Genomic DNA, 25,011 nt, shown 5'->3' on the forward strand with positions numbered 1-25,011 from the left:
TCCCGAAGCGGCCCACATTAGCAGACAGCCTATATTAAGCAGCCGCCTTGTTCTGCCGGTTGGCGATCAGATCATCCACAACCGCCGGATCGGCAAGCGTCGACGTATCGCCCAGTGAACCAAAATCATCCTCGGCGATCTTGCGCAGAATGCGTCGCATGATCTTGCCCGACCGGGTTTTCGGCAGCCCGGGCGAGAACTGGATCTTGTCCGGTGCCGCGATCGGGCCGATCTCGTTGCGGACATGCTTGATCAGCTGCTGGCGCAGCTCGTCCGAACCCTCGTTGCCGGCCATCAGCGTAACATAGCAATAAATGCCCTGCCCCTTGATCGCATGCGGATAGCCGACGACCGCGGCCTCGGAGACGAGGCTATGCGACACCAGCGCCGATTCGACCTCGGCCGTGCCGAGGCGATGGCCGGACACATTGAGCACGTCGTCGACGCGACCGGTAATCCAGTAATAGCCGTCCTCATCCCGCCGGCAGCCATCACCGGTGAAATACTTGCCCTTGTAGGTCGAGAAGTAGGTCTGGATGAAGCGCTCGTGGTCGCCATAGACCGTGCGCATCTGCCCCGGCCAGCTGTCGGTAATGCAGAGATTACCATCAGCCGCGCCCTCAAGCACGTTGCCTTCATTGTCCACCAGCTGCGGCTTGACGCCGAAGAACGGCTTGGTCGCCGATCCCGGCTTCAGGTCGGTCGCACCAGGCAGCGGCGTGATCATGTGGCCACCCGTCTCCGTCTGCCACCAGGTGTCGATGACAGGGCAACGCTTGTCGCCGACAACGTTATAGTACCATTCCCAGGCTTCGGGATTGATGGGCTCGCCCACGGTGCCGAGCAGACGCAGGCTGGACCGCGACGAGCGCGTCACGAAGTGATCGCCGGCGCCCATCAGCGAACGGATAGCCGTCGGCGCCGTGTAGAAGATGTTGACCTTGTGCTTGTCGATCACCTCCCAGAAGCGCCCCTGATCCGGAAAGTTTGGAACGCCCTCGAACATCAGCGTGGTCGCGCAGTTCGCAAGCGGGCCATAGACGATATAGGAGTGACCGGTGACCCAGCCGACATCGGCCGTGCACCAGTAGATATCGCCGGGATGATAGTCGAACACATATTCATGCGTCATCGCCGCGTAGACGAGATAGCCGCCAGTCGTATGCAAGACCCCCTTCGGCTTGCCCGTCGAACCCGACGTGTAAAGAATGAAAAGCGGATCTTCCGCCTTCATCTTGGCGGGCGGGCACTCCGGCTTCACCGTCGCCATTTCCTGGTGATACCAGAGGTCGCGGCCCGGCGCCCAACCCGTCTTGCCGCCGGTGCGGCGAACCACCAGAACCTTCTCGACGATCACATGCTGGCGTGCTGCGATATGGATCGCCGTGTCGGTGTTCTCTTTCAGCGGCACCGGCTTGCCGCCGCGCACGCCCTCGTCGCAGGTGATGACGAAGGTTGATTCGCAGTCGACAATCCGCCCCGCCAGTGCTTCCGGCGAAAAGCCGCCGAAGACGATCGAGTGCACGGCTCCGATGCGGGCGCAAGCGAGCATCGCATAGGCCGCCTCGGGGATCATCGGCATGTAGATGGTGACACGGTCGCCCTTCTTGACGCCATGCTTCTTCAGAACGTTCGCCATACGGCAAACATGCTCATAGAGCTCGTTATAGGTGATCTTCTTGTCGATGTAGGGGTTGTCGCCCTCGAAGATGATCGCGACCTGATTGCCGTTGGTCTTCAGGTGCCTGTCGATACAGTTGTAGGAGACGTTCGTCTGGCCGTCTTCGAACCACTTGATCTTCACGTTGCCGGTGAAAGAAGTGTTCTTCACCTTCGTATAAGGCTTGAACCAGTCGATCCGCTTGCCATGCTTGCCCCAGAACTTATCCGGGTTCTCGACGCTCTCCTCGTACCATTTCTCGTACTTGGCCTTGTCGATCAGCGCATGGTTCTGAACCGGCTTCTGCACCGGGTAGATCTTCTCCGACATCGATTTCCTCCTCACTCGGACGCCGGCGGCAGGAGTACGCCACAGGCGGTTTTGTGCATTCATAACAGGTCAGATCGACCCGGCAATTAGACAAAGGTCATTTCATTCGTGATCAATTGCAATTATGCGTCACTCCGGTTATATAGCGGCATAATTTCCCGGACATAGTGGTGACAACCCACGGACCGCGACACCGGCGCGGACGACAGAAGGACTATATCCATGGCTCAACAACTGCTTATGCCGAAGGCGACCGCTATTTGGCTCGTCGACAACACAGCTCTGTCTTTCGACCAGATCGCTCAGTTCTGCAAATTGCACCCTCTGGAAGTGAAGGCGATCGCTGACGGCGAAGCTGCGCAGGGCATCAAGGGCCTGGATCCGATCTCCACCGGTCAGCTGTCGCGCGACGAAATCGAACGCGCCGAAAAGAACCCGGCCCACAAGCTGAAGCTTTCCGAGCCGAAGGTGCGCGTTCCGGAATCCAAGCGTCGTGGCCCGCGCTACACGCCGGTCTCCAAGCGCCAGGACCGCCCGAACGCCATCCTGTGGCTGGTTCGCAATCACCCGGAACTGAAGGACGCCCAGATTTCGCGTCTCGTCGGTACGACCAAGTCGACGATCGAACAGATCCGCGAGCGCACCCACTGGAACGCCGCCAACCTGACGCCGATGGATCCGGTCACGCTCGGCCTCTGCAGCCAGATCGACCTCGACATGGAAGTCGAAAAGGCCGCCAAGGGCCGTCCGCTGCCGACCGCTGCCGAACTCGGCGAAACGCTGCAGTCCGCGCACGAAACCGAACGCCTGGCTCCGAGCTACGAGCGTGAGGAAGAGAAGGAAATCGACGCCGACGCCGTCTTCGCGAAGCTGAAGTCGCTGAAGTCCTCGACGCCGGATGAAGACGAAGACGATCGCTACTAAGCGGTTGGACGGACTGAGATTAAAACCCCGCTTAGGCGGGGTTTTTTATTGCCGGTTTGCAATTGCGCGGTAACGCGGATCGCAAATGTTTCCCGTGAAACATTCACGCCGACTACGGGAGCAGATACGATGATCAGCGGGTGCCGAAAATGGCGGACCCAACCCGGACGCTGGTGGCACCGAAAGCGACGGCCGTCTCGTAATCACCAGACATGCCCATCGAGAGCTTCTCGACGCCGCAGGCCTTCGCCAGTTTCGCCAGCAGGGCGAAATGCGGGCCCGGATTTTCATCCGCCGGCGGAATGCACATCAATCCTTCGATGGAGAGGCCAAGCTCATCGCGGCAGAGCGCCACGAATGCCGCCGTATCGTCAGGCGCAATGCCTGCTTTCTGCGGCTCGAGGCCCGTGTTGACCTGAACATAGAGGCGAGGGGCCTTGCCCTGGCGCTTCATTTCATCGGCGAGCGCGCGTGCGATCTTCTCGCGATCGACCGTCTCGATGACATCGAAGAGCGCAACCGCTTCACCGGCCTTGTTCGACTGCAGCGGTCCTATCAGATGCAGCTCGATGCCAGCCGTCTCGCTCTTCAGCTCCGGCCACTTACCCTGACTCTCCTGCACGCGGTTTTCACCGAACACGCGCTGACCAGCCTCGATGGCTGGGCGAATCTGATCCGCATCGAATGTCTTGGACACGGCCACGAGCTGCACCGAGCCTTCCGCTCTTCCCGTTTCGCGGGCCGCCGCCGCGATCCGGCCGCGAACCTCTTCCAGTCGCTCTTGAAGTTCCATGTTGCGCCTCGGTCCATCATCGAAAACAATGAAAATGCACTAAACACCCGATCTTGCCTTGCCAAGGTCCGAAGCCTCGAAATTATCGCAGCTAGGCGCCGATTGGCCCCAAACCACGTCGGCAAAACTTGACGCTACGGTGGTTTCATGGTGAAGGTCACCACCAACTTCCCTTGATTTTCCGGAAATACGAATACCATGGCTACCGAACGTTATAATCCGCGCGATGCCGAGCCTCGCTGGCAGAAAAAATGGAACGAAGCGAAGGTCTTCGAGACCGACAACGCTGATCCGCGCGAGAAATACTACGTGCTGGAGATGTTCCCGTATCCGTCCGGCCGCATCCACATGGGCCACGTCCGCAACTATGCGATGGGCGACGTCGTCGCGCGCTACAAGCGTGCCCGCGGCTTCAACGTGCTGCATCCCATGGGTTGGGACGCGTTCGGCATGCCGGCTGAAAACGCCGCCATGGAGCGCAACGTTCATCCGGCCGCCTGGACCTACCAGAACATCGCATCGATGAAGTCGCAGCTGAAGGCGATGGGCCTGTCGCTCGACTGGAGCCGCGAATTCGCGACCTGCGATGTCGAATACTACCAGCATCAGCAGCATATGTTCGTGGACTTCCTGGAAAAGGGTCTCGTCTACCGCAAGCAGTCCAAGGTCAATTGGGACCCGGTCGACAACACCGTTCTCGCCAACGAGCAGGTTATCGACGGTCGCGGCTGGCGCTCCGGCGCGCTTGTCGAACAGCGCGAGCTGACCCAGTGGTTCTTCAAGATCACCGACTTCAGTCAGGATCTGCTGGACGCTTTGGATGGCCTCGATCAGTGGCCCGAGAAGGTCCGCCTGATGCAGAAGAACTGGATCGGCCGGTCCGAAGGCATGACGATCCGCTGGGAAATCGTCGGCGAAACCGCGCCCGCTGGTGAGACTGAGGTAACGGTCTACACCACGCGCCCGGACACCCTGTTTGGCGCCTCCTTCCTCGCCATTTCCGCCGATCACCCGCTGGCCAAGGACGCCGCAGCCAAGAACGCCGGGATCGATGCCTTCTGCGAAGACGTCCGCCGTGCCGGCACATCGCTGGCAGCGCTCGAGACCGCCGAAAAGCGGGGCATAGACACGGGCATCCGTGTTCGCCATCCGCTGGACCCCTCCTGGGAGCTGCCCGTCTACATCGCCAATTTCGTGCTGATGGACTACGGCACGGGCGCCATCTTCGGATGCCCGGCAGGCGATCAGCGCGACCTCGATTTCGCCCGCAAGTATGGCCTTCCGGTCATACCCGTTGTCATGCCGCGTGACGGCGACGTCGCGACCTTTGCTGTCGGTGATACCGCCTATGATGGCGACGGCATCATGATCAACTCGCGCTTCCTGGATGGCAAGTCGACGGACGAAGCCTTCAATATCGTGGCCGACCGTTTGTCGTCCGCGTCTCTGGGCAACGCGCCACAGGGCGAACGCAAGGTCAACTTCCGCCTGCGCGACTGGGGTATTTCCCGCCAGCGCTACTGGGGCTGCCCCATCCCGGTCATTCACTGCCAGGATTGCGGTGTCGTGCCGGTGCCGAAGAAGGATCTCCCGGTCAAGCTGCCCGAGGATGTCACCTTCGATCAGCCGGGCAATCCGCTCGACCGGCATCCCACATGGCGCCACGTCGCTTGCCCGCATTGCGGCAAGGATGCCCGTCGCGAAACCGACACGATGGACACCTTCGTCGATTCCAGCTGGTACTTCACGCGCTTTACGGCGCCTTGGGAGAGCAAGCCGACGGATTTCGCGGCTGCCAACCGCTGGCTGCCAGTCGATCAGTATATCGGCGGTATCGAGCATGCGATCCTGCATCTGCTCTATTCGCGCTTCTTTACCCGCGCGATGCGCGAAACCGGCCATGTCGACGTGAAGGAGCCGTTCAAGGGCCTGTTCACGCAGGGCATGGTGGTCCACGAGACCTATAGCCGTGGCTCTGGCATGAGCCGCGAATGGGTCGCACCGGCCGACATCAAGATCGAGGAGATGGATGGCAAACGCCGTGCGTTTCTCCTCTCGAACAACGAAGAGATCGCCATCGGCTCGATCGAGAAGATGTCGAAATCGAAGAAGAACGTCGTCGATCCTGATGACATCATTGCTTCTTACGGCGCCGACACGGCACGCTTCTTCGTTCTGTCGGATTCGCCGCCCGAGCGCGATGTGATCTGGTCGGAAGCGGGCGTCGAAGGCGCACACCGCTTCACCCAGCGCCTGTGGCGTCTCATCTCGGAAGCTGCCGAAGCTCTCAGCGACGTCGCTGCGACTCCGGCTAAGGATGGCGACGCGCTTGCCATCTCCCAGCTGGCACACAAGACGCTCAAGGCCGTTCAGAACGACTATGACAAGCTGTGGTTCAACAAGGCCGTCGCGCGCATCTATGAGCTCGTGAACGCCATTGCTGGCCCACTGACAACCGTTGCAGCAGGCAAGGCCGATGCCGCCTATCGTGCCGCCGTGCGCGATGCGGCCGAAATCCTCGTCCAGCTCGTAGCCCCGATGACACCGCATCTAGCCGAAGAGTGCTGGTCGGTTCTCGGTCACGACACGCTGCTCTCGCAGACGGCGTGGCCGAAGTACGACGACGCTCTTGTCGTTGAAAACGACGTCGTCCTGCCGGTGCAGATCAACGGCAAGAAGCGCGCTGAATTGACAATCTCTCGCGACGCAGATCAAACTACGGTCAGCGACGCCGCCCTTGCGTTGGAGGATGTCAAGCGCGTGCTCAACGGCCAAGCGCCGAAGAAAATTATCGTGGTTCCACAAAGGATTGTGAACATTGTCGTTTAATATCGCTTCCAGGCTGGCTAGCCGCGCAGGGATTGCCGCGGTGCTGGCAACCACGGTTCTTCTCGCCTCGTGCCAGGTTCGGCCGCTCTATTCCGAAACGTCAGGCGTTGCCGGCAAGCTGTCATCCATCGCCTTCTCTGAGGCCACGTCGCGCGTCGAGCAGGAAGTTCGCAACCGACTGATCTTCCTCGCGTCCCGTGGTGCCGGCGAGCCGGACAAGGCCGATTACAAGGTCGAGATGAATGCACGATCGAGCGTCATCGACACGCTGCTGGTTGCATCCTCGGATGAGTCACGCGCGGGCCGTACCACGGTCAGCGTCGACTATACGCTGAAGTCAAACAAGGATGGCCACGTCATCCGAGCTGGCCATCAGTCGGCAACTGCCCTCATCGACTTCCCGGCCCAGGAGTTCGCCAAGCAGCGCGCTATCCGCGACTCCGAGGACCGCGCAGCACGTCAGGTCGCCGAGTTCGTGGCCGCCGACATCGCCGCGGCGCTTGGCCGCTGAGGAGCGGCTGAGTGGCGGAGATAAAATCGCATGAGTTCGAGGGATTTCTGGAGAAATCCGCTCGCCACTACCAGCTCTTCGTCATCTATGGCCCGGATCGCGGGCTGGTGTCTGAACGCGCCAGCCTGCTCGCCGGCAAGACCGGCGTAGACCTGACCGACCCATTTTCCCTCATCAAACTCGACATTGGCGACCTACAGAAAGACCAGGGACGTCTGCTCGACGAAGCAGGCGCGATCGGCTTATTCGGCGGCCAGAAGCTGATCTGGATCCGGGGTGCAGCCAACGAAAAGTACCTCGTTGACGCTCTTCAGATCCTAGCGCAGAAGCCTCCCGAGGCGACATTCATCATCATCGAGGCCGGTGATCTCAAGAAGGGATCGCTCCTGCGCAAGACGAGCGAAGCCGCCCGAAGTGTCGCGACCATCCCTTGCTATGCAGATGACGCCCGGGCGCTGAACGGCCTGATAGACTCCGAACTCGCAGGCGCCAATCTTCGCATCACCACCGGAGCGCGCCAAGCGCTGCTCGAGCTTATAGGGGGCGACCGCATAGCGTCGCGCAACGAGGTCAGGAAGCTTGCGCTCTACTGCCTCAATCTTGAAGTCATCGAGGAACATCACGTCACGGAGATCATCGGCGACGCCAGCGCCATATCCGTCGACGACGCCGTTGATGCCATCCTGACTGGAAATTCCGGAAACTTCCTGCACGCCATGCAGAAGATCACGGCATCGAAGACATCTGTTTTCCTGGTCATACAGGCATGCCTGCGGCAATTCCAATTGATGGATGCCATGCGTGCGGAAATCGACGAGAAGCGCACGCCGGCGTCGCAGGTGATGCAGACGCTCGGGCGCCATCTTCATTTCAAGCGCAAGCCGATCATCGAGCAGGCCTTGCGAACATGGTCGGCCGATGCGCTCGCCCGTGAAACGAGCCGTCTGCAGGCGGCCATCCTGCAGACCAGGCGTCGCGCCTCTCTGGAGGACACGATCGCCATGCAGACACTTCTATCGACCACGCTTCAGTCCGGCAGAAAATAAAGCCGGATCAGCGCCGCTCCAGAAGCCGGCAGATTTCTTCCAATTGATCCAATGACTTATAAGAAATTCGGATCTGCCCACCGTTCGCCTTGTGATTGATGACGACGTCCAATCCGAGTGTATCGGAGAGGGTACGCTCAAGCGCGATTGTATCGGAATCCTTCTGGTCACGCGGATTGACCGCTGGCTTCGGCTCCGACTGCGCCTTGATATCGTTCTGCGCAAGCCGCTCGGCATCGCGCACAGACATACCCTTTGAAACGATCGTGCGCGCCAGGACGGTTGGGTCAGACGTGGATACGAGCGCGCGCGCATGGCCCGCAGACAGGCTGCCGGCGGCGAGCAAGTCACGAACAGGCTCCGGCAATTTCAGAAGTCGCAAAGAGTTGGCGACATGGCTGCGGCTTTTGCCGATGATTTCGCCGAGATCGTTCTGCGTGTAGCCGTAATCCGCGATCAACTGCTCGTAGCCGAGCGCTTCTTCCAGCGCATTGAGATCAGATCGCTGAACGTTTTCGACGATCGCGATCTCAAGCGCGGTCTTGTCGTCAACATCGCGCACGATAACAGGAATCTCAACCAGGCCCGCCAACTGTGCTGCACGCCAACGTCTTTCGCCGGCTATGATTTCATATTGGCCCGCCGACAGCGTGCGCACGACAACCGGCTGAACGATACCATGCTGACGGATCGAGCTCGCAAGATCATGAAGCTCGCCATCATCAAAGAAGCGGCGCGGGTTACGCGGGTTGCGCGTGATGAACTCGATCGGCACCAGACGATCGGCGCTGACAGCAGGCTGACTTGCGTCGACAGGCGCCGGTTGATCCATTTCGCCAATCAGCGCTGCAAGGCCGCGTCCCAGTCTTCTCTTCGAGACATCATCGTTCATGTCGATACTCACCACTTATTCAAGAGCTTCTTCAGGCGGCCAGACGCTGGCGTTCACGCTGAATGACTTCAGAAGCCAACTGCAGATAGGCCTGGCTTCCAGCACATTTGAGGTCGTAGAGAATGGCAGGCTTGCCGTAGGATGGCGCCTCGGACACCCGCACGTTGCGCGGGATTAACGTATGGTAAACCTTTTCGCCGAGATGGGTACGTACATCGTTCACGACCTGCTGCGCAAGATTGTTTCTCGAATCGAACATCGTCAGCACGATACCCTGGATATCGAGCTGCGGGTTCACGCTCCTGCGAACCTGGTCAACGGTCTCCAGCAACTGGCTCAACCCCTCAAGCGCGAAGAATTCGCACTGCAGGGGAACTAGCACCGAATGCGCAGCCGCCATCGCATTCATTGTCAAGAGATTGAAGGACGGCGGGCAATCGACAAGGATATAGGAAAACTGAAACGCGTCGCGCTCGGCAAGTGCCTTCTTCAGCTTGAAGACGCGATCGCTCTGCTGCGCGATCTCCATCTCGATCCCAAGGAGGTCCATGGTGGAGGGGACGATGAAGAGATTCGGCACAGCCGTCTCTTGTACCACCTCAAGAATACCATAGTCGCCGATCAGAAGATCGTAGGAGGACCGGCTACGGCTCTTGCGATCGATACCCAAACCGGTGCTTGCGTTACCTTGGGGATCAAGATCTACGATAAGAACGCGCTCGCCGATCGCCGCTAGCGCGGTTGCCAGATTGATAGCCGTCGTCGTTTTACCAACGCCACCCTTCTGATTTGCGATCGTGATAATCCGATTCCGTCCAGCAACCATTGTCGCAACGCCCGATTTGTTAGACCAAATGCCTTAAATTGGAAATTTCGAGAACGACTGAGTCCATCTCGACGGCACTCTTGTGTTCTACCAGATCAAATGTCCAGCGACCATGCGCATTTGCCACCTCAGATCGGTAATCCCGGCCTTTATGAAAATACGCGCGGATTTTTTCGTTACGGATCGCGAATGGATCGACGAACTCCAGAAGTTTACCCAAGTCCGCAAGCGCCCTGGCCGACACGAAATCGCAGTTTGGCAGGTCCGCGACCGCATCCTCGATCCGCACCGGATGCACGGAACCGCGGGCGCCCGTTTCCCTCAGCGCCGTGCGTAAGAAGGCAGCCTTTTTGTTGTTGCTCTCAACCAGATGCACCCAGCCGTCATTGAGCTCCGCGAGGAAGATCGCTGTTACCACGCCTGGAAAGCCGCCCCCGCTACCGAGATCCACCCAGTTGCCCGCGCGCGGCTGAAGCTGGAAGATCTGAGCGCTGTCAGCAATATGCCTTTCCCAGGCGTCCTTTAGAGTGGAGGGCGCGGAGAGGTTGATAGCCTTGCTCCATTTCTGAAATAGACCCACAAAATACTCAAGTCGTTCCTGTGTTTCACGTGAAACACGCCGGCCGTTCAATTCCATACGAAGACTCTCAAATAGTGTAGGTTGCACTCTATGCGGCGACGTCGCCACGTCGCAAATGCACGAGCAAGAGCGAAATTGCCGCCGGTGTCATCCCATCAATTCGCGAAGCCTGCGCGACGTCATAGGGGCGAGCCTTCGCCAACTTCTGCTTAAGCTCGTTGGAAAGGCCGGACAAGCGATCAAAATCAAAATAAGCAGGGATAAGCCGCTCTTCATCCCGCTTGATATGGGCCACGTCAGCTTGTTGTCGGTCCATATAGACCGCATAGTTGGCCTCGATCTCCAGCGCGGCACCCGCCTTGGAATCGATGGCATCCAACTCCGGCCACACCGGCCGAAGTGTCTCAAGATCAAAATCAGGGAACGCCAGCAACTCATAGGCCGTGCGACGCTGGCCATCGAGGTTGAGCTTAAGCCCAGATCGACGCGCCTCGGTTGGCGTGACCGAAAGGGACGTCAAAAGTGCCCGGCCTGTTTCGATCGCCGACGCATACTGCGCAAACCGATCAGAGCGCGCGCGAGACGCAATACCCAGCGAGATCGCAAGCGGAGTGAGGCGAACATCGGCATTGTCTGCGCGGAGTGAAAGACGGTACTCGGCTCTCGACGTAAACATACGGTACGGCTCGGCCACACCGCGTGAGGTGAGATCATCGATCATCACGCCAATGTAGGAATCGGTGCGGCTGAAACGCACCGCGTCTTGCTGACCAGCCAGACGCGCTGCATTGAGTCCGGCAACCAACCCTTGCGCGGCGGCCTCCTCGTATCCGGTCGTGCCATTGATCTGCCCCGCCAGGAACAATCCAGGCTGCTTCTTCACTTCGAGTGAAGGTTTGAGCTCTCGCGGATCGACGTGGTCGTATTCAATCGCATAGCCTGGTTGCAAAATGTTGACTTGCTCCAGGCCTGGTATTGTACGAATAAAGGCGTCTTGAATCTCGGCTGGAAGTGATGTCGATATCCCGTTGGGATAGACTGTGTCGTCATCAAGACCTTCAGGCTCCAGAAACACCTGGTGGCCATCTCTCTCACCGAACTTGACCAGCTTATCCTCGATCGAGGGGCAATAGCGCGGACCGACGCCTTCAATCTGGCCGGAATACATTGCCGAGCGCTTCAGATTATCGACGATGATGCGATGTGTCGCTTCCGTCGTGCGCGTAACGCCGCAGTCGATCTGTGGGTTCACGATGCGATCGGTCATGAAAGAGAAGGGGACGGCATCTTCATCCGCTCCCTGCCGGCCAACGCCGGCCCAATCGATGGTCTTTCCGTCCAGTCGAGCGGGGGTGCCGGTCTTCAAGCGACCGAGCTGTAAACCGATGCCCAACAAGGTCTTCGACAGGCCCATCGACGGCTCTTCGCCGACACGACCCGCCGGAATCTTTTTATCGCCAATATGGATGAGACCACGGAGGAACGTCCCGGTCGTCAGGACCACCGCACCGGCATCCAGAATCCGGCTATCTTTCATAATGACGCCGGAGACGCGGCCATCCTTGATCGACAGATCGAAGGCATCGCCCTCGACAATCGTGAGATTGGGGATCGAAGAAATCTCGGCATGCATCGCCTGGCGATAGAGCTTGCGATCTGCCTGTGTGCGGGGGCCGCGCACGGCCGGACCCTTCTTTCGATTGAGCATACGAAACTGGATGCCGCCGGCATCAGCCACGCGACCCATCAGCCCGTCCAACGCATCGATTTCGCGAACCAGATGGCCCTTCCCAAGGCCACCGATTGCAGGATTGCAGGACATGACGCCGATCGTCTCGCGCTTATGCGTCACGAGCGCGGTCTTGGCGCCAGTACGCGCGGCCGCAGAAGCAGCTTCGCATCCAGCGTGCCCGCCACCAATGACGATGACATCGAACCGTGAGGTATTCATAACAATGCTCCTGAGATCGCTCGGTGATGCGGCAAGCCGCCCCGGGAGTCAAGACGTTTCACGTGAAACCACGTATTTCAGCGCCGCCTTAGTGTTTCACGTGAATCATTTGCCAATACAGAATTCGCCGAAGATGACGTCGAGCAGATTCTCGACATCGACCCGGCCAGTGATGCGGCCAAGCGCGGCGCCGGCCATGCGGAGCTCTTCCGCTCTAATATCCAGGTCAACATGATCGTTAGCGATGGCTCGCTCGATAGCTGAAATACATTCCGCTAGCGAATCGTTGTGGCGTGTGCGGGTAGGGATAGCCAGCGAATGCGGTGGTACCATCTCGCGTAAACGATCTCCAATCGCCTGACGCAGTTGGTCCAAGCCGGCGCCGGTTTCGACTGAAATCCTGACATCGTATGGATTCGACGAGACGATGGGCAAATCTGCCTTCGTTCCGACCCGCAACGCGGATGCAGGAGCGGTGCTGCCCTCTGACTGAACGGACATGTCCTCGATGTAGATGACGAGATCTGCGGATTCCATTACTGTGCGCGCCCGGCGAATACCTTCGCGTTCAACGACCTCTTCTGTCTCACGCAGTCCCGCGGTATCGTAAAGCTTGACGAGAAATCCATCGATATCGAGATCGGTGGATAGCACATCGCGCGTCGTTCCGGCGATATCCGTGACGATCGCAATATCGCGCCTCACAAGTGCGTTCATCAAGGTCGATTTTCCCGCATTGGGCAAACCGGCAATAACAACCTTGAAGCCATCTCTGATGATTTCGCCTGTCTTCGCCATACCAAGATGCTGGCGAATCTCGTTGGCAAGCTTAGTCATGTCTGACCAGACCTGTTCAGACACTGAGCCTGGAACATCGTCCTCGTCGGGGAAATCAAGTTCAGCCTCGATCAGCGCACGGCCGCGCGTCAATCGCTGTGCCCAAGCTTCATAGACGGCTGAGAGGCCGCCCGAGCTCTGTTCAAGAGCGAGGCGACGCTGCATCTCGGTCTCTGCCGAGATCAAATCCGCAAGACCTTCGATCTCCAGCAGGTCAAGCTTCCCGCTTTCGAACGCGCGTCGGGAGAACTCGCCGGCCAAGGCCTGTCGCAACCCATCGAACGAGCTCAGCTCTCTATAGACAGCACTTACGACAGCGCGGCCGCCATGTAGGTGAAATTCGACGACGTCTTCACCGGTGAAGGAGTTTGGCCCCGGGAAGAACAGCACAAGGCCATTGTCGAGCACCTCACCGTTACGGGTTCGAATCGTTCGCAACGCGGTGGTGCGGGCAGGGACGGTACCCGAGACCATGCTGTCCATCACATCCACAACCCTTGGCCCGCTTATGCGGATAACGGCCAGGCCGGCGGGAACGGCGCCGCTGGAAAGCGCATAGATCGTCTCTGTGAATTCCGCCACGGACACACTCCAATTGATACGATACCGAATCGATCGGTTATCCGCCTGAATGAGTGTCGTCGGTCTACTTCAATCAGACGTTAGAAACAGAAAAGCCGGCCAATATAGCGGCCGGCTTTGGTTGATTGAATCCGGCTAAGGATAAATCAGGTGTTCATCGATTCGAAGAAGTCGGAGTTGCTCTTCGTTTGCTTCAGCTTGTCGATGAGGAACTCGATCGCATCGGTCGTGCCCATCGGCGCCAGGATACGGCGGAGAACGAAGATCTTCTGCAGATCCTGGCGTGGAACAAGCAGGTCTTCCTTACGCGTACCGGACTTGAGAATGTCCATCGACGGGAAGATGCGCTTGTCGGCGACCTTGCGGTCGAGAACGATTTCCGAGTTACCGGTACCCTTGAACTCTTCGAAGATGACTTCGTCCATACGGCTACCCGTATCGATCAGCGCGGTCGCGATAATCGTCAGCGAACCACCTTCTTCAATGTTACGTGCCGCACCAAAGAAGCGCTTCGGGCGCTGCAGCGCGTTGGCGTCGACACCACCGGTCAGAACCTTACCGGAAGAAGGAACAACCGTGTTGTAGGCGCGGCCGAGGCGGGTGATCGAGTCGAGAAGGATCACAACGTCACGACCATGTTCGACAAGACGCTTTGCCTTCTCGATGACCATCTCGGCGACCTGCACGTGGCGGGTTGCCGGTTCGTCGAAGGTCGAGGAAACAACTTCACCCTTAACCGAGCGCTGCATGTCCGTCACTTCTTCGGGACGCTCGTCGATCAGAAGAACGATGAGATAGCATTCCGGGTGATTGGCGGTGATCGAGTGCGCGATGTTTTGCAGGAGAACCGTCTTACCCGTGCGCGGCGGCGCGACGATCAGACCACGCTGGCCTTTACCAAGCGGCGCGACCAGATCGATGACGCGCGACGAAAGATCCTTGTTCGTCGGGATCTCGAGTTCCATCTTGAAGCGCTCGTTCGGATAGAGCGGCGTCAGGTTGTCGAAGTGAACCTTGTGACGAATCTTTTCCGGATCGTCGAAGTTTATCGTGTTGACCTTCAGCAGCGCGAAATAGCGCTCGCCTTCCTTTGGTCCGCGGATGGGGCCTTCTACCGTATCGCCAGTCTTCAGCGAGAAGCGGCGAATCTGGGAGGGCGAGATGTAGATGTCGTCGGGACCGGGAAGATAGTTAGCATTGGCGGAACGCAGGAAGCCGAAGCCGTCCTGCAGAACTTCGACCACGCCTTCGCCGATAATCTCGACGTCCTGGCTGGCAAGAACCTTGAGTATTGCGAACATCAGCTCCTGCTTGCGCATCGTGCTGGCATTCTCGACCTCGAGCGATTCGGCGAATGCCAGAAGATCGGTCGGGGATTTACTCTTAAGTTCCTGAAGCTTCATTTCAGACATGAAGTGTCCATTACTCTATAATTTTGAGGGGAAAGGCGATGTCGAGACAGTAACCGGTCCTGCGAGGAGCCCGCAGACGATCGAACTTTACATACATGCCACAAGGATGAGGTGGACGGAAAATAGCGAGTCAGTTCCGCCGCCGCAAGGGGGCTGCTTAAAATGAAGCAAATTTAACCCGTCAGCCGGCTGCGTCAAAATGGCTTGACGACGACAAGGATGACGATGGCGATCATCAAAACGGTCGGCGCCTCGTTCATGAAGCGCCAGTAGCGCGCCGAACGCCGGTTCTCGTCACGCTCGAATGCCTTCGCCGCGCGGCTGAAAAACACATGCACGCCGGTCAAGAGCACGACGAGCCCGATCTTCGCGTGCAGCCATCCACCCTGGAAGCCATACACCGACCACGAGAGATACAGCCCAAAGATCCAGGTCAGCATCATCGCCGGGTTCATGATCACCTTCAGCAGGCGCCGTTCCATGACCTTGAAGGTTTCCGACTGCACCGAGCCCGGTTCAGCGTCTGTGTGGTAGATGAACAATCGCGGCATATAGAACAGCCCGGCCATCCATGAGATCACGGCGATGATGTGAAGCGCCTTGATCCAGAGATAGAGCGTATCGGGGTTCCAGACGAAGAGACCGACCGCCAGCGCCACGAAGAAGGCGATGGCGATGAAGGCACGCCGGCGCGCGTAGGAACCCGGTCTCTCGTCGATCTGGCGTTCCATGGTCAAACCCTCGTGCCGCGAACACGCTCGACGAGCAGCCGAACGTTTTCAGGATCGGCCTGCGGGGTGATTCCATGTCCAAGGTTGAAGATCAGCGGACCGTTCCCCAGCCGCTGCAGGATATCGTCGATACCCTCGTCAAGTGCCACCCCGCCGGCAACCATTCGCATCGGATCGAGATTGCCCTGCACCGGGCCATCCTTCTGCAGCTCGGCCGCGAAGTCGAGCGGGACGGACCAATCAAGGCCGATCGCATCAGCCTTCGTCTTCTGGCGATAGGTCTTCAGCAGATAGCCGGCGCCCTTCGCAAAGGCGATGATCTTGGCATTTGGGCGGCGCGCCTTGATCGACGCGATCATTCGCGCAACTGGTTTCACGGCAAATGCTTCGAACTCGCGTTCGCCGAGCACGCCGGCCCAGGAATCGAAGATCTGCACGGCATCGGCGCCGGCATCGATCTGCGCGACGAGATAATCAGCCGAAACATCCGCCAGCAACATCAGCAGCTTTTCGAAAGCCTTCGGATGCCGATAGGCAAACAGACGGGCAGGGGCCTGATCGGGTGTGCCATGGCCGGCGATCATATAGGTCGCAACGGTCCAGGGAGCGCCACAGAAGCCGAGCAGGGTGGTTTCCGTTGGCAGATCACGCCGAAGACGTCGAACGGTCTCCAGCACCGGTTCCAGATGCTGCATTACGCTGCTGCCATCCAGACCATCGATACCATCAACGTCGATCGGATCCATCTCCGGCCCATGTCCTTCGGTGAAACGAACATTGCGCTTCATCGCATCGGGAATGACGAGGATGTCGGAGAAGAGAATGGCAGCGTCAAAGCCATAGCGCCGGATCGGCTGCAGCGTGACCTCGACTGCGTGATCCGGGGTGTAACAGAGATCGAGGAAGCTTCCAGCCTTGGCTCGTACCTCTCGATACTCCGGCAGGTATCGCCCTGCTTGCCTCATCAGCCAGATGGGGGGAGGGCTCAATGTTTCCCCGTCCAGAACCCGCATGATCTTCCGGCGCATTTCACTCAAGCGCTTCTTCCCTATAAAAAATCAAAGATATTTATAAGGTTTCTATTTCTTAGAGTCGGTGACTATCAAGGATTAAAATCCATCCACGTCCGATACCAATTGTCACTGTTTCGTCGGCCGCTCGGGAAGAAAATCGCGCAATTCGATGTCAGAAACAGGACTGGCGGGAAATTCGATACAGTTTCAATAAGATACAGGTTCCAAGGAAATTCGCCAAGCTGTGGACAAGCTGTGGCTATCTGACGAACAGCCGCAAACTTTCCACAAAACCAACAGGCCATCTTGTCCGGCCTCCAAAGAATCCGAAATGTGGAAAACCAGGCATGTTTTCCCTTGCCTAACCCCCGGCGCGTCTCGTAGCTCTCCGTCATCCAGTGTTTTCAACAGGCAGCGGAAAATAGCGTGGAGAACCGTACGAACTTCTTCCATCTGCATCTCATTTCTGACTCGACGGGCGAAACGCTGATTTCGGCCGGCCGCGCGGCATCGGCGCAATTCAAGTCGGCGCAGCCGATCGAGCATGTCTATCCGCTGATCCGCAATCGAAAGCAGCTGCTGACCGTCTTGCAGGCGATCGATGGTGAACCGGGCATCGTGCTCTACACGATTGTGGATCGCGAGCTCGCCACGCTGATCGACGAGCGTTGCCTCGAAATGGGCGTGGCCTCGGTCAATGTTCTGGAGCCCGTTCTCAACGCATTCCAGATCTACCTCGGCGCACCGTCACGCCGGAGGGTCGGCGCCCAGCATGTCATGAACGCCGGATACTTCGCGCGCATCGAGGCGCTGAACTTCACGATGGATCACGACGACGGCCAGATGCCGGATGATTACAATGACGCCGACGTCGTCATCATCGGTATCAGCCGAACATCCAAGACACCGACCAGCATCTATCTCGCCAACCGCGGCATCAAGACCGCCAACATCCCGATCGTCTATGGCGTGCCCCTGCCGGAAAGCCTCTTCGAAGCGACCAAGCCGCTGATTGTCTGCCTGATAGCCACCACCGATCGCATCTCCCAGGTCCGCGAAAATCGCGACCTCGGCGCGACGCCCGGCTTCGATCGCGGCGACTACACGGATCGCGCCGCGATATCCGAAGAGCTGAAATATGCCCGCTCGCTTTGCGCCCGCCACAACTGGCCGCTCATCGATGTCACCCGCCGTTCCATCGAGGAGACGGCGGCGGCAATCGTTGCCCTGCGTCCCAAGCTGCGCTAAGCGCTGCCCCTAGCCAACCGCGCCGAGAGCACAGATGATACCGAAACTCATACTCGCTTCCTCCAGTCCCTTCCGTCGCATGCTGATGGAAAATGCCGGCCTGTCCTTCGAGGCTCATCCGGCGAAGGTCGATGAGCGGGCGATCGAAGCACCGCTCGAACGAGATGGCGCAACGCCTGATGCGATCGCGCTGGTCCTCGCCAAGGCCAAAGCCAGGGAGGTGAGCGATCGCTCGCCGGGCGCAATCGTGATCGGTTCAGATCAAACCATGTCGCTGGGGCAGCGCACATTTCATAAGCCGAAGAGCATGGAAGATGCGGCCGCCCATCTTGCCGCGCTGTCCGCGCAGACCCATCGGCTGAACAGCGCGGTCGCGCTCGCCTATAACGGCGACATCATCTGGGAGCATGTCTCGCGCGCCGAGCTGACGATGCGTCTACTGACTAAAGATTTCATCGAACGGCACCTGAAGCGGGTCGGCGAGCGCGCCTTGAGCAGCGTAGGCGCCTATCAGCTCGAAGGGGAGGGACTGCAGCTCTTCTCGAAAATCGATGGCGACTACTTCACCATTTTGGGGCTGCCGATGCTGCCGCTCCTGGAAAAACTGAGAGAATTGGGTGCCATCGATGGATGATTCACGTGAAACAATCGGCCCGCGCGCCTTCGTCACCGGCTTTCCCGTCAAGCACTCGCGCTCGCCGATCATCCATGGATATTGGCTGAAGTCGCTGTCCCTCGACGGAAGCTACCGTACCCATGAAGTCGCGCCGGACGATTTTCCAGCTTTCATCCAATCCTTGAAATCAGCCGCCTCTGGTTTTGTCGGCGGCAACGTCACGATCCCTCACAAGGAGATGGCATTCAAGCTGGCTGATGAGCCGGATGATCTCTCGCGCGAACTTGGTGCGTCCAACACGCTCTGGCTCGAGGACGGCAAGCTGAAGGCCACGAACACCGACGGCCGTGGCTTCACCGCAAATCTGGATGAGCGCCATCCCCGCTGGGACAAGGTGCGATCGGCAGTCATCCTGGGCGCCGGTGGCGCCAGCCGTGCCGTCATCCAGGCCGTTCGCGATCGCGGCATCAAGGAGATCCACCTCGTCAACCGTACCGTCGCCCGCGCGGTCGAGCTCGCGGATCGCTTTGGAGCAGCCGTGCACCCGAATCCGATGACGGCTCTTTCCGAAGTGATGAAAGGCGCAGGCCTCTTTATCAATACAACGTCGCTCGGCATGGAAGGGGAGATCGCACCCAATATCGATTTCTCTTCGTTGCAGTCCGACGCCGTTGTCACCGACATCGTCTACGTACCGCTGAAGACGCCCATTCTCGCGCAGGCTGAGGAGCAGGGTTTCGCGACGGTCGATGGTCTGGGTATGTTGCTTCACCAGGCGGTACCCGGTTTCGAGAAATGGTTCGGCAAGCGGCCCATCGTCGATGAGACGCTTCGCGCCTTGATCATCGCGGATATGGAAAAGCATTGATGCTGAAAATCGGACTGACCGGCTCGATCGGGATGGGCAAGTCGACCACGGCAAAGCTGTTTGCCGATGCCGGTCTGCCGGTCAATGATGCCGACGCCGTCGTCCATGATCTTTATGCGGGTGCCGCGGCGCCCCTGATCGAGGCGACTTTTCCAGGCTCGGTGAAAAATGGAACGGTCGATCGCCAGGAGTTGGGCCGGCAGCTTGCGTTGCGCCCCGAAGGTTTCAAGCAGCTGGAGCAGATCGTTCATCCTCTTGTCCGCGAGCGCGAGGCGATGTTCCTCGAAGAGCAACGCGAGCAGGGCACACCGATGGTCCTTCTCGACATACCGCTGCTTTTCGAGAGCGGCGGTGCGGATCGCGTCGATGTCGTCGTCGTTGTCAGCTGTGATCCACAGATTCAGCGTGAGCGGGTACTTGCGCGTCCGAACATGACGGAAGAGAAATTCAATATGATTCTCTCGCGCCAGACCCCCGATGCGGAAAAGCGCCGGCGCGCAGATTACGTGGTCGATACCGGTCACGGCATCGATCAGGCGAGGGAGCAGGTCGGTGTTATTATCGCGGACCTGAAACAGCGGATAGCGAACGGAGATTTCCCGAATGCGTGAAATCATTTTCGATACGGAAACCACCGGGCTTGATAACCGCACCGATCGCATCATCGAAATTGGCGGCATCGAACTCTTCAATCACTTCCCGACGGGAAAGACGCTGCACATCTACATCAATCCCGGTGACCAGAAGGTCCATCCGGACGCGCTTGCCGTTCACGGGATCACCGACGAGTTCCTGAAGGACAAGCAGCCCTTTGCGGCGGTGGCGCAGGAGATTCTCGATTTCTTCGGCGAAGGCAAGTGGATCGCCCACAACGCCACCTTCGACATGGGCTTCATCAATGCCGAGTTGGCGCGGCTTGCCTTGCCGCCGATCTCTCCCGAAAATGTGATCGATACATTGTCGATGGCCCGGCGCAAGAATCCGATGGGCCCGAACTCGCTCGATGCGCTCTGCCGTCGCTACGGGATTGATAATTCTCATCGCGCCAAGCACGGCGCCTTGCTCGACTCCGAACTGCTTGCCGAAGTCTATATCGAGATGATCGGCGGTCGCCAGACAGCACTTGGGCTCGGTGTCGCGCAAAACAACGGCGCCTCGGAACGCAACGACAGCGATGACGATATTGTCCTGGTCGCGCTGGAGCGACCGCGACCGCTGGCACCGCGCCTCAGCGAAACCGAAGCCGAGCACCATGATGCGCTGATTGCCAAGCTCGGCCAGAAGGGCATCTGGGCCAAATACGATCGCCCAAACTAAAATGCCCGGGCACTGTCCCGGGCATCTCGGCGATCATTTGATCAGCAATTAGTTCGCCTGAACCTTTGCGCGGGCCTGCTCTTCGGCAACGCGCTGGGCAAACATCTGCGAGAAATCGATCGGGTCGATCATCAGCGGCGGGAAGCCACCGTTGCGGGTCACGTCCGCGATGATCTGGCGCGCGAACGGGAAGAGCATGCGCGGGCACTCGATGAAGAGAACCGGCAGCATGTGTTCCTGCGGGAAGCCAGCGATCCGGAAAACGCCGCCATAGACGAGCTCCGTGTGGAATACCGTCTTGTCGCCTTCCTTGGCTTCGGCGTTCAACGAGAGAACGACGTCGAAGTCCGTGTCGGAAAGCGGGTTGGCGTTGACGTTGACATTGATGTTGATGGCAGGTGCCTTGTCGCGGGCCTGCAGCGAACGCGGTGCACCAGGATTCTCGAAGGAAAGGTCCTTGGTGTACTGTGCTAGAATGGTAAGGCTCGGGCTCGTTGCGCCGTTATTGCTGTTTTCGCTGTCCATTGGCTTTTCCTCGAGGGCATTGGATTTCGCCGCATCTATCATTTCGACGATGTCGTTACAACCCTAGGCCAGCCGGCGCTTCTGTAGCAAGGGCCTCATTCGCCTAGGCTTTTGCCGGACCATGGCGACTTGCCGTTCGGGTCGCGCTGATAATCGTCCGCGTCGAGATCGACGACGGTTGCATTGTTATCCCGATAAGGGGAGTGCGCCGATGTGCGGGACGGTCCGGAAGCACCCACCACCACGAAACGGCGGCTCACATAATTCCACGCGAGATCCCGAACGGCGGGGATGAAGATGAGCAGCGCGACGATATCGCTGATGAAGCCGGGAATGATCAGGAGCAGCGCGGCGATGACGAACATTGCCGGGCGCAGCAGCTCGCGGCCCGGCACGGCGCCGGCGCGACCTTCCATCGACATGCGTTGCAGGATGCCGATACCCTGGCGGCGCAACAACATCATGCCGGCCACGAAACTCAGCATAACCAGTCCGAGCGTCGCCCAAAGACCGACCGCCTTGCCGACAATCACGAAGCCCGCGATCTCGACCAAAGGCATGAGCAGCAGAAAACCAGGCAGCATTGTAAGGCGCATTATTTCTCTCCGGCTCTCACCGGTCTCCATTGAAATCGGCCCAACGTACCGGACCCATTTGAATCATCTGTATATGCAGACTATATGGGTATACAAATTCTAGATGTTAACAGATTGCGGCGGGATATGGGTTCAAACGACTTCATCACTTTGTTTTTTCTCGTGGCGGCGGTGCTGATATTTTTGCAGCTGCGCAATGTCCTTGGTCGACGCACGGGAAATGAGAAGCCGCCACGCGATCTCTACACGCCGCGCGATGCTGCCGGCCCCGAGACGCCGGATGCCGGAAAGGTCGTAACCTTGCCGCGCCGCGATGCGGCAGGCGAGGAAGAGGACCGCTTCGCGGTAATCGACGCCTTCGCCCCGGCCGGCACGCCGCTCAATGAATCGCTGCGGGAGATGAACAAGGCCGATCCTTCCTTCAACCCGAAGGAATTCGTCAACGGCGCCCGCATGGCTTATGAAATGATCGTGATGGCCTTTGCCGATGGCGATCGCAAGACGCTTAAGAATCTGCTGTCCAAGGAAGTCTACGAAGGCTTCGACGCAGCAATCGCCGATCGCGAAAGCAAGGGCGAGAAGGTCAAGTCCACCTTCGTCGGCATCGATAAGGCCGAAATCAAGAATGTCGAGGTCAATGGCAGCGAAGCGCAGATCACCTTGCGCATCATCAGCCAGATGATTTCTGCGACCTACGACAAGGCCGATGTCCTTGTTGACGGTGACGCGGAAACCGTTGCCGAGATCAACGATCTCTGGACATTCGCACGCGACACCCGCTCGCGTGATCCGAACTGGAAACTCGTGGCCACCGAATCGGAACATGAGTGATGATGAGCGAGGCTTTGCCCTCGAGGCGATAGGCTTTGACGATCTGGAAGGCTGGCGGGATGATGATCCCTCCAGCCTTTTCGAGGCTATGGAAGCCTGTCGTCAACATATCGAACAGACCAAGCCCTACCGCACCGGATCGCTGGGCCTGACCAGCGCCGATCTTCTGGACCTGCTGCAGGCCGCGCGCGATGCCAGACCGACATCGGCAAGCGAGGCAAGAGCCTTGTTTGAAGCGCACTGTCGACCTTTCCTGATCAAGCGGACAGACGGCCAACCCGGTTTCGTAACTGCCTTCTACGAGCCCGAGATAGCCGTCTCGGCCAAGCCCGACGACGAATACCGCTTCCCATTCTACCGCCGCCCTGACGATCTGATCGACCTCGACGATCAGAACCGCCCAGCCGCGATGGATCCAAGCTACATGTTCGGCCGCCTGCATGAGGGATCGATCGAGCCATATCTCGACCGCGCCGCCATCGACAAAGGCGCGCTGGAAGGGCAGGGGCTGGAAATTTGCTGGGCAAAATCCAAGGTCGAGGTCTTCTTCGTGCATGTCCAGGGCGCCGCACGCCTGCGCTATCCAGATGGGCGCACGGGGCGCATCACCTATGCGGCAAAGGCCGGCCATCCGTTCTCGGCGATCGGCAAACTGCTGATCGATCTCGACGAGATCGACCGATCAAACATCTCCATGCAATCGATCCGGCATTGGCTGGCCATCAACCCCGACCGTGTCGATGACATCCTCGCGCACAATCGCTCCTACATTTTCTTTCGCGAGGTCGAGATCGACAACGAGCATGCCGGCCCGATCGCGGCTGCCAAGGTGCCGTTGATTGCAGGACGGTCGCTTGCCGTCGATCGTCTGATCCACACCTTCGGCTTTCCGTTTTACATCCACTCGCAAGGTCTGCTTCATCTGCAGGGTGGAAAGCCTTTTCAGCGCCTGATGTTGGCGCTCGACACCGGCTCGGCCATCGTTGGCCCGGCGCGAGGCGATATCTTTACGGGCTCCGGCGACGCGGCCGGCGAGCTTGCCGGCACCGTGCGCCATGGCGCCGATTTCGCGATCCTGATCCCGAACAAAGCCGCCGCGAGGTTTGCGTGATGGCGAAGGATCGCAAGCTCAGCGCCGATGAACGCATTTTGTGGGGCAAGGTTGCCCGCAGCACGCGCCCCATGCCGGGCAACGCCGGGGCAATGAACGAGCTCGATGCTTTCCTGGTGGAGGCCGAAAAGGAAGCGGATGTCGCCAACCTGAAAGCCGCCGCCGCACCAAAATCGGTCGCAGGCGCTAGCGGGCAACCTGAACCGTCAGCGGCACCGAAGCCTGCGGGTGGCATCCACCACCCACTGGAGCGCCCGGTGAAGCGCAAGATCGCCAAGGGCCGCCTCGCGCTCGAGGCGCGCATCGATCTCCATGGCCTCGTTCAAAGCGAAGCCCACATCATGCTGCTCGAATTCCTGATGCGGGCCCATGATCGCGGCATGCGCCATGTCCTCGTCATCACCGGCAAGGGCAGTTCGCTCGGCAGCGATGGCGCGTTGAAGCGTGCCGTGCCGATGTGGTTTTCCAAGCCCGAATTTCGCTATCTCATCTCGTCTTACGAGGCCGCGGCGCAGCACCATGGCGGCGAGGGCGCACTCTACATCCGCCTCTCTCGTCGTGTGGGCGATCGGCTATGACGCCATTCGGGGAAGCGATCCGCAAGCTGAGGGAGCGCAAGGGGGTGTCGCAGAAGCAGATGGCCGAAGCGTTGAACGTCTCTCCGGCCTATCTCTCGGCACTTGAGCATGGAAAGCGCGGCGTCCCGACGTTCGATCTTCTGCAGCGGATCGCCGGCTACTTCAACATCATCTGGGACGAAGCCGACGATCTGTTCCTGATCGCGCGCTTTTCCGATCCGCGAATTGTCATCGATACCTCGGGTTTGGCGGCCGAATACACGACCTTCGCCAACCGTTTGGCGGGGTCTATTCGCCATCTGGATGAGGCGACCCTGGCAAAACTGTCGGAGGTTCTCGAAAATGCGGAAAACGCTGACGGAAAACGGTCATAATCCCCTGTTTTATGCGCTCTTGGCGACCGC

The 25,011-nt window shown here is 59.0% G+C and carries 25 protein-coding genes; 13 read left to right on the forward strand and 12 right to left on the reverse strand.

Annotated features, from left to right (window positions below; all coding sequences use genetic code 11):
- Window positions 1-34 precede the first annotated feature (34 nt).
- A complete protein-coding gene (gene acs, locus J5286_RS00145; protein WP_112980303.1) occupies window positions 35-1,990 on the reverse strand; it encodes an acetate--CoA ligase in 1,956 nt (651 codons plus the stop codon).
- A gap of 222 nt (window positions 1,991-2,212) precedes the next feature.
- Here acs and J5286_RS00150 point away from each other — a divergent pair, with 222 nt between their 5' ends.
- A complete protein-coding gene (locus J5286_RS00150) occupies window positions 2,213-2,914 on the forward strand; it encodes a DUF1013 domain-containing protein (protein WP_026283466.1) in 702 nt (233 codons plus the stop codon).
- A gap of 133 nt (window positions 2,915-3,047) precedes the next feature.
- On the opposite strand, the gene J5286_RS00155 is transcribed toward J5286_RS00150, so the two are convergent.
- The gene (locus J5286_RS00155) at window positions 3,048-3,707 is read right to left on the reverse strand and encodes a YggS family pyridoxal phosphate-dependent enzyme (protein WP_209188596.1); all 660 of its coding nucleotides are present in this window, start codon (window positions 3,705-3,707) and stop codon (window positions 3,048-3,050) included.
- 198 nt (window positions 3,708-3,905) lie between these two features.
- Here J5286_RS00155 and leuS point away from each other — a divergent pair, with 198 nt between their 5' ends.
- From leuS to holA, 3 genes are read left to right on the forward strand one after another with little or no spacing between them, the layout of a single operon-like run.
- Window positions 3,906-6,536, forward strand: coding sequence for a leucine--tRNA ligase (leuS, locus tag J5286_RS00160; protein WP_209188597.1), 2,631 nt, complete (start codon window positions 3,906-3,908; stop codon window positions 6,534-6,536).
- Window positions 6,526-7,047, forward strand: a complete 522-nt coding sequence (lptE, locus tag J5286_RS00165; RefSeq protein WP_209188598.1) for an LPS assembly lipoprotein LptE — start codon at window positions 6,526-6,528, stop codon at window positions 7,045-7,047. Before leuS ends, lptE begins: the two co-directional genes overlap by 11 nt.
- 11 nt (window positions 7,048-7,058) lie before the next feature.
- Window positions 7,059-8,093, forward strand: coding sequence for a DNA polymerase III subunit delta (gene holA / locus J5286_RS00170; RefSeq protein WP_209188599.1), 1,035 nt, complete (start codon window positions 7,059-7,061; stop codon window positions 8,091-8,093).
- A 7-nt stretch (window positions 8,094-8,100) separates the two neighbouring features.
- On the opposite strand, the gene J5286_RS00175 is transcribed toward holA, so the two are convergent.
- From J5286_RS00175 to hemE, 8 genes are all read right to left on the reverse strand, one after another.
- Complete coding sequence (locus J5286_RS00175; protein ID WP_209188600.1) at window positions 8,101-8,985, reverse strand: ParB/RepB/Spo0J family partition protein; 885 nt, start codon at window positions 8,983-8,985, stop codon at window positions 8,101-8,103.
- 31 nt (window positions 8,986-9,016) lie between these two features.
- The gene (locus tag J5286_RS00180; protein ID WP_209188601.1) at window positions 9,017-9,811 is read right to left on the reverse strand and encodes a ParA family protein; all 795 of its coding nucleotides are present in this window, start codon (window positions 9,809-9,811) and stop codon (window positions 9,017-9,019) included.
- A 19-nt stretch (window positions 9,812-9,830) separates the two neighbouring features.
- On the reverse strand, window positions 9,831-10,448 hold the full coding sequence (gene rsmG / locus J5286_RS00185) for a 16S rRNA (guanine(527)-N(7))-methyltransferase RsmG (RefSeq protein WP_209188602.1): 618 nt from the start codon (window positions 10,446-10,448) through the stop codon (window positions 9,831-9,833).
- Window positions 10,449-10,479: 31 nt separating this feature from the next.
- A complete protein-coding gene (gene mnmG, locus J5286_RS00190; RefSeq protein ID WP_209188603.1) occupies window positions 10,480-12,342 on the reverse strand; it encodes a tRNA uridine-5-carboxymethylaminomethyl(34) synthesis enzyme MnmG in 1,863 nt (620 codons plus the stop codon).
- Window positions 12,343-12,447: 105 nt separating this feature from the next.
- Window positions 12,448-13,761, reverse strand: a complete 1,314-nt coding sequence (gene mnmE / locus J5286_RS00195) for a tRNA uridine-5-carboxymethylaminomethyl(34) synthesis GTPase MnmE (protein WP_209188604.1) — start codon at window positions 13,759-13,761, stop codon at window positions 12,448-12,450.
- 146 nt (window positions 13,762-13,907) lie between these two features.
- Window positions 13,908-15,173, reverse strand: coding sequence for a transcription termination factor Rho (gene rho, locus J5286_RS00200; RefSeq protein WP_018901115.1), 1,266 nt, complete (start codon window positions 15,171-15,173; stop codon window positions 13,908-13,910).
- A 194-nt stretch (window positions 15,174-15,367) separates the two neighbouring features.
- Window positions 15,368-15,904, reverse strand: coding sequence for a protoporphyrinogen oxidase HemJ (hemJ, locus tag J5286_RS00205; RefSeq protein ID WP_018901116.1), 537 nt, complete (start codon window positions 15,902-15,904; stop codon window positions 15,368-15,370).
- 2 nt (window positions 15,905-15,906) lie between these two features.
- Window positions 15,907-16,941 (reverse strand): uroporphyrinogen decarboxylase, encoded by a 1,035-nt coding sequence (gene hemE / locus J5286_RS00210; protein ID WP_209188605.1) that lies wholly within the window; start codon window positions 16,939-16,941, stop codon window positions 15,907-15,909.
- A gap of 402 nt (window positions 16,942-17,343) precedes the next feature.
- Here hemE and J5286_RS00215 point away from each other — a divergent pair, with 402 nt between their 5' ends.
- Genes J5286_RS00215 through dnaQ form a run of 5 tightly spaced genes read left to right on the forward strand, consistent with a single transcriptional unit; the run spans window position 17,344 to window position 20,966 of the window.
- Window positions 17,344-18,165, forward strand: a complete 822-nt coding sequence (locus J5286_RS00215; RefSeq protein WP_047509125.1) for a pyruvate, water dikinase regulatory protein — start codon at window positions 17,344-17,346, stop codon at window positions 18,163-18,165.
- 34 nt (window positions 18,166-18,199) lie between these two features.
- Window positions 18,200-18,799, forward strand: coding sequence for a Maf-like protein (locus J5286_RS00220; protein WP_209188606.1), 600 nt, complete (start codon window positions 18,200-18,202; stop codon window positions 18,797-18,799).
- Entirely contained in the window at window positions 18,792-19,649 is an 858-nt protein-coding gene (locus J5286_RS00225) for a shikimate dehydrogenase (protein WP_209188607.1), read from the forward strand. Before J5286_RS00220 ends, J5286_RS00225 begins: the two co-directional genes overlap by 8 nt.
- Window positions 19,649-20,260 (forward strand): dephospho-CoA kinase, encoded by a 612-nt coding sequence (gene coaE, locus J5286_RS00230; RefSeq protein ID WP_209188608.1) that lies wholly within the window; start codon window positions 19,649-19,651, stop codon window positions 20,258-20,260. The genes J5286_RS00225 and coaE overlap by 1 nt, the downstream gene beginning before the upstream one ends.
- Window positions 20,253-20,966: a DNA polymerase III subunit epsilon gene (dnaQ, locus tag J5286_RS00235; RefSeq protein WP_209188609.1), complete on the forward strand. Its 714-nt coding sequence runs from the start codon at window positions 20,253-20,255 to the stop codon at window positions 20,964-20,966. Before coaE ends, dnaQ begins: the two co-directional genes overlap by 8 nt.
- A 48-nt stretch (window positions 20,967-21,014) precedes the next feature.
- Here dnaQ and secB read toward each other — a convergent pair whose 3' ends face one another.
- Window positions 21,015-21,491 (reverse strand): protein-export chaperone SecB, encoded by a 477-nt coding sequence (secB, locus tag J5286_RS00240; RefSeq protein ID WP_018901123.1) that lies wholly within the window; start codon window positions 21,489-21,491, stop codon window positions 21,015-21,017.
- Between the two features lie 95 nt (window positions 21,492-21,586).
- On the reverse strand, window positions 21,587-22,087 hold the full coding sequence (locus tag J5286_RS00245) for an FxsA family protein (protein ID WP_209188637.1): 501 nt from the start codon (window positions 22,085-22,087) through the stop codon (window positions 21,587-21,589).
- A gap of 126 nt (window positions 22,088-22,213) precedes the next feature.
- Between J5286_RS00245 and J5286_RS00250 the strand changes: the two genes are divergently transcribed.
- Genes J5286_RS00250 through J5286_RS00265 form a run of 4 tightly spaced genes read left to right on the forward strand, consistent with a single transcriptional unit; the run spans window position 22,214 to window position 24,981 of the window.
- The gene (locus tag J5286_RS00250; protein ID WP_209188610.1) at window positions 22,214-22,918 is read left to right on the forward strand and encodes a Tim44/TimA family putative adaptor protein; all 705 of its coding nucleotides are present in this window, start codon (window positions 22,214-22,216) and stop codon (window positions 22,916-22,918) included.
- Window positions 22,911-24,029: a murein transglycosylase A gene (gene mltA / locus J5286_RS00255; RefSeq protein ID WP_209188611.1), complete on the forward strand. Its 1,119-nt coding sequence runs from the start codon at window positions 22,911-22,913 to the stop codon at window positions 24,027-24,029. Before J5286_RS00250 ends, mltA begins: the two co-directional genes overlap by 8 nt.
- Window positions 24,029-24,607 carry a Smr/MutS family protein gene (locus J5286_RS00260; RefSeq protein WP_209188612.1) on the forward strand — a complete coding sequence of 193 codons (579 nt, stop codon included), beginning with the start codon at window positions 24,029-24,031 and terminating at the stop codon, window positions 24,605-24,607. Before mltA ends, J5286_RS00260 begins: the two co-directional genes overlap by 1 nt.
- A complete protein-coding gene (locus J5286_RS00265) occupies window positions 24,604-24,981 on the forward strand; it encodes a helix-turn-helix domain-containing protein (protein ID WP_018901128.1) in 378 nt (125 codons plus the stop codon). The genes J5286_RS00260 and J5286_RS00265 overlap by 4 nt, the downstream gene beginning before the upstream one ends.
- The last annotated feature ends 30 nt before the right edge of the window (window positions 24,982-25,011 follow it).

The sequence above is a fragment of the Rhizobium sp. 16-488-2b genome (genome assembly GCF_017741815.1).
In the GTDB taxonomy this organism is placed as follows: domain Bacteria; phylum Pseudomonadota; class Alphaproteobacteria; order Rhizobiales; family Rhizobiaceae; genus Rhizobium.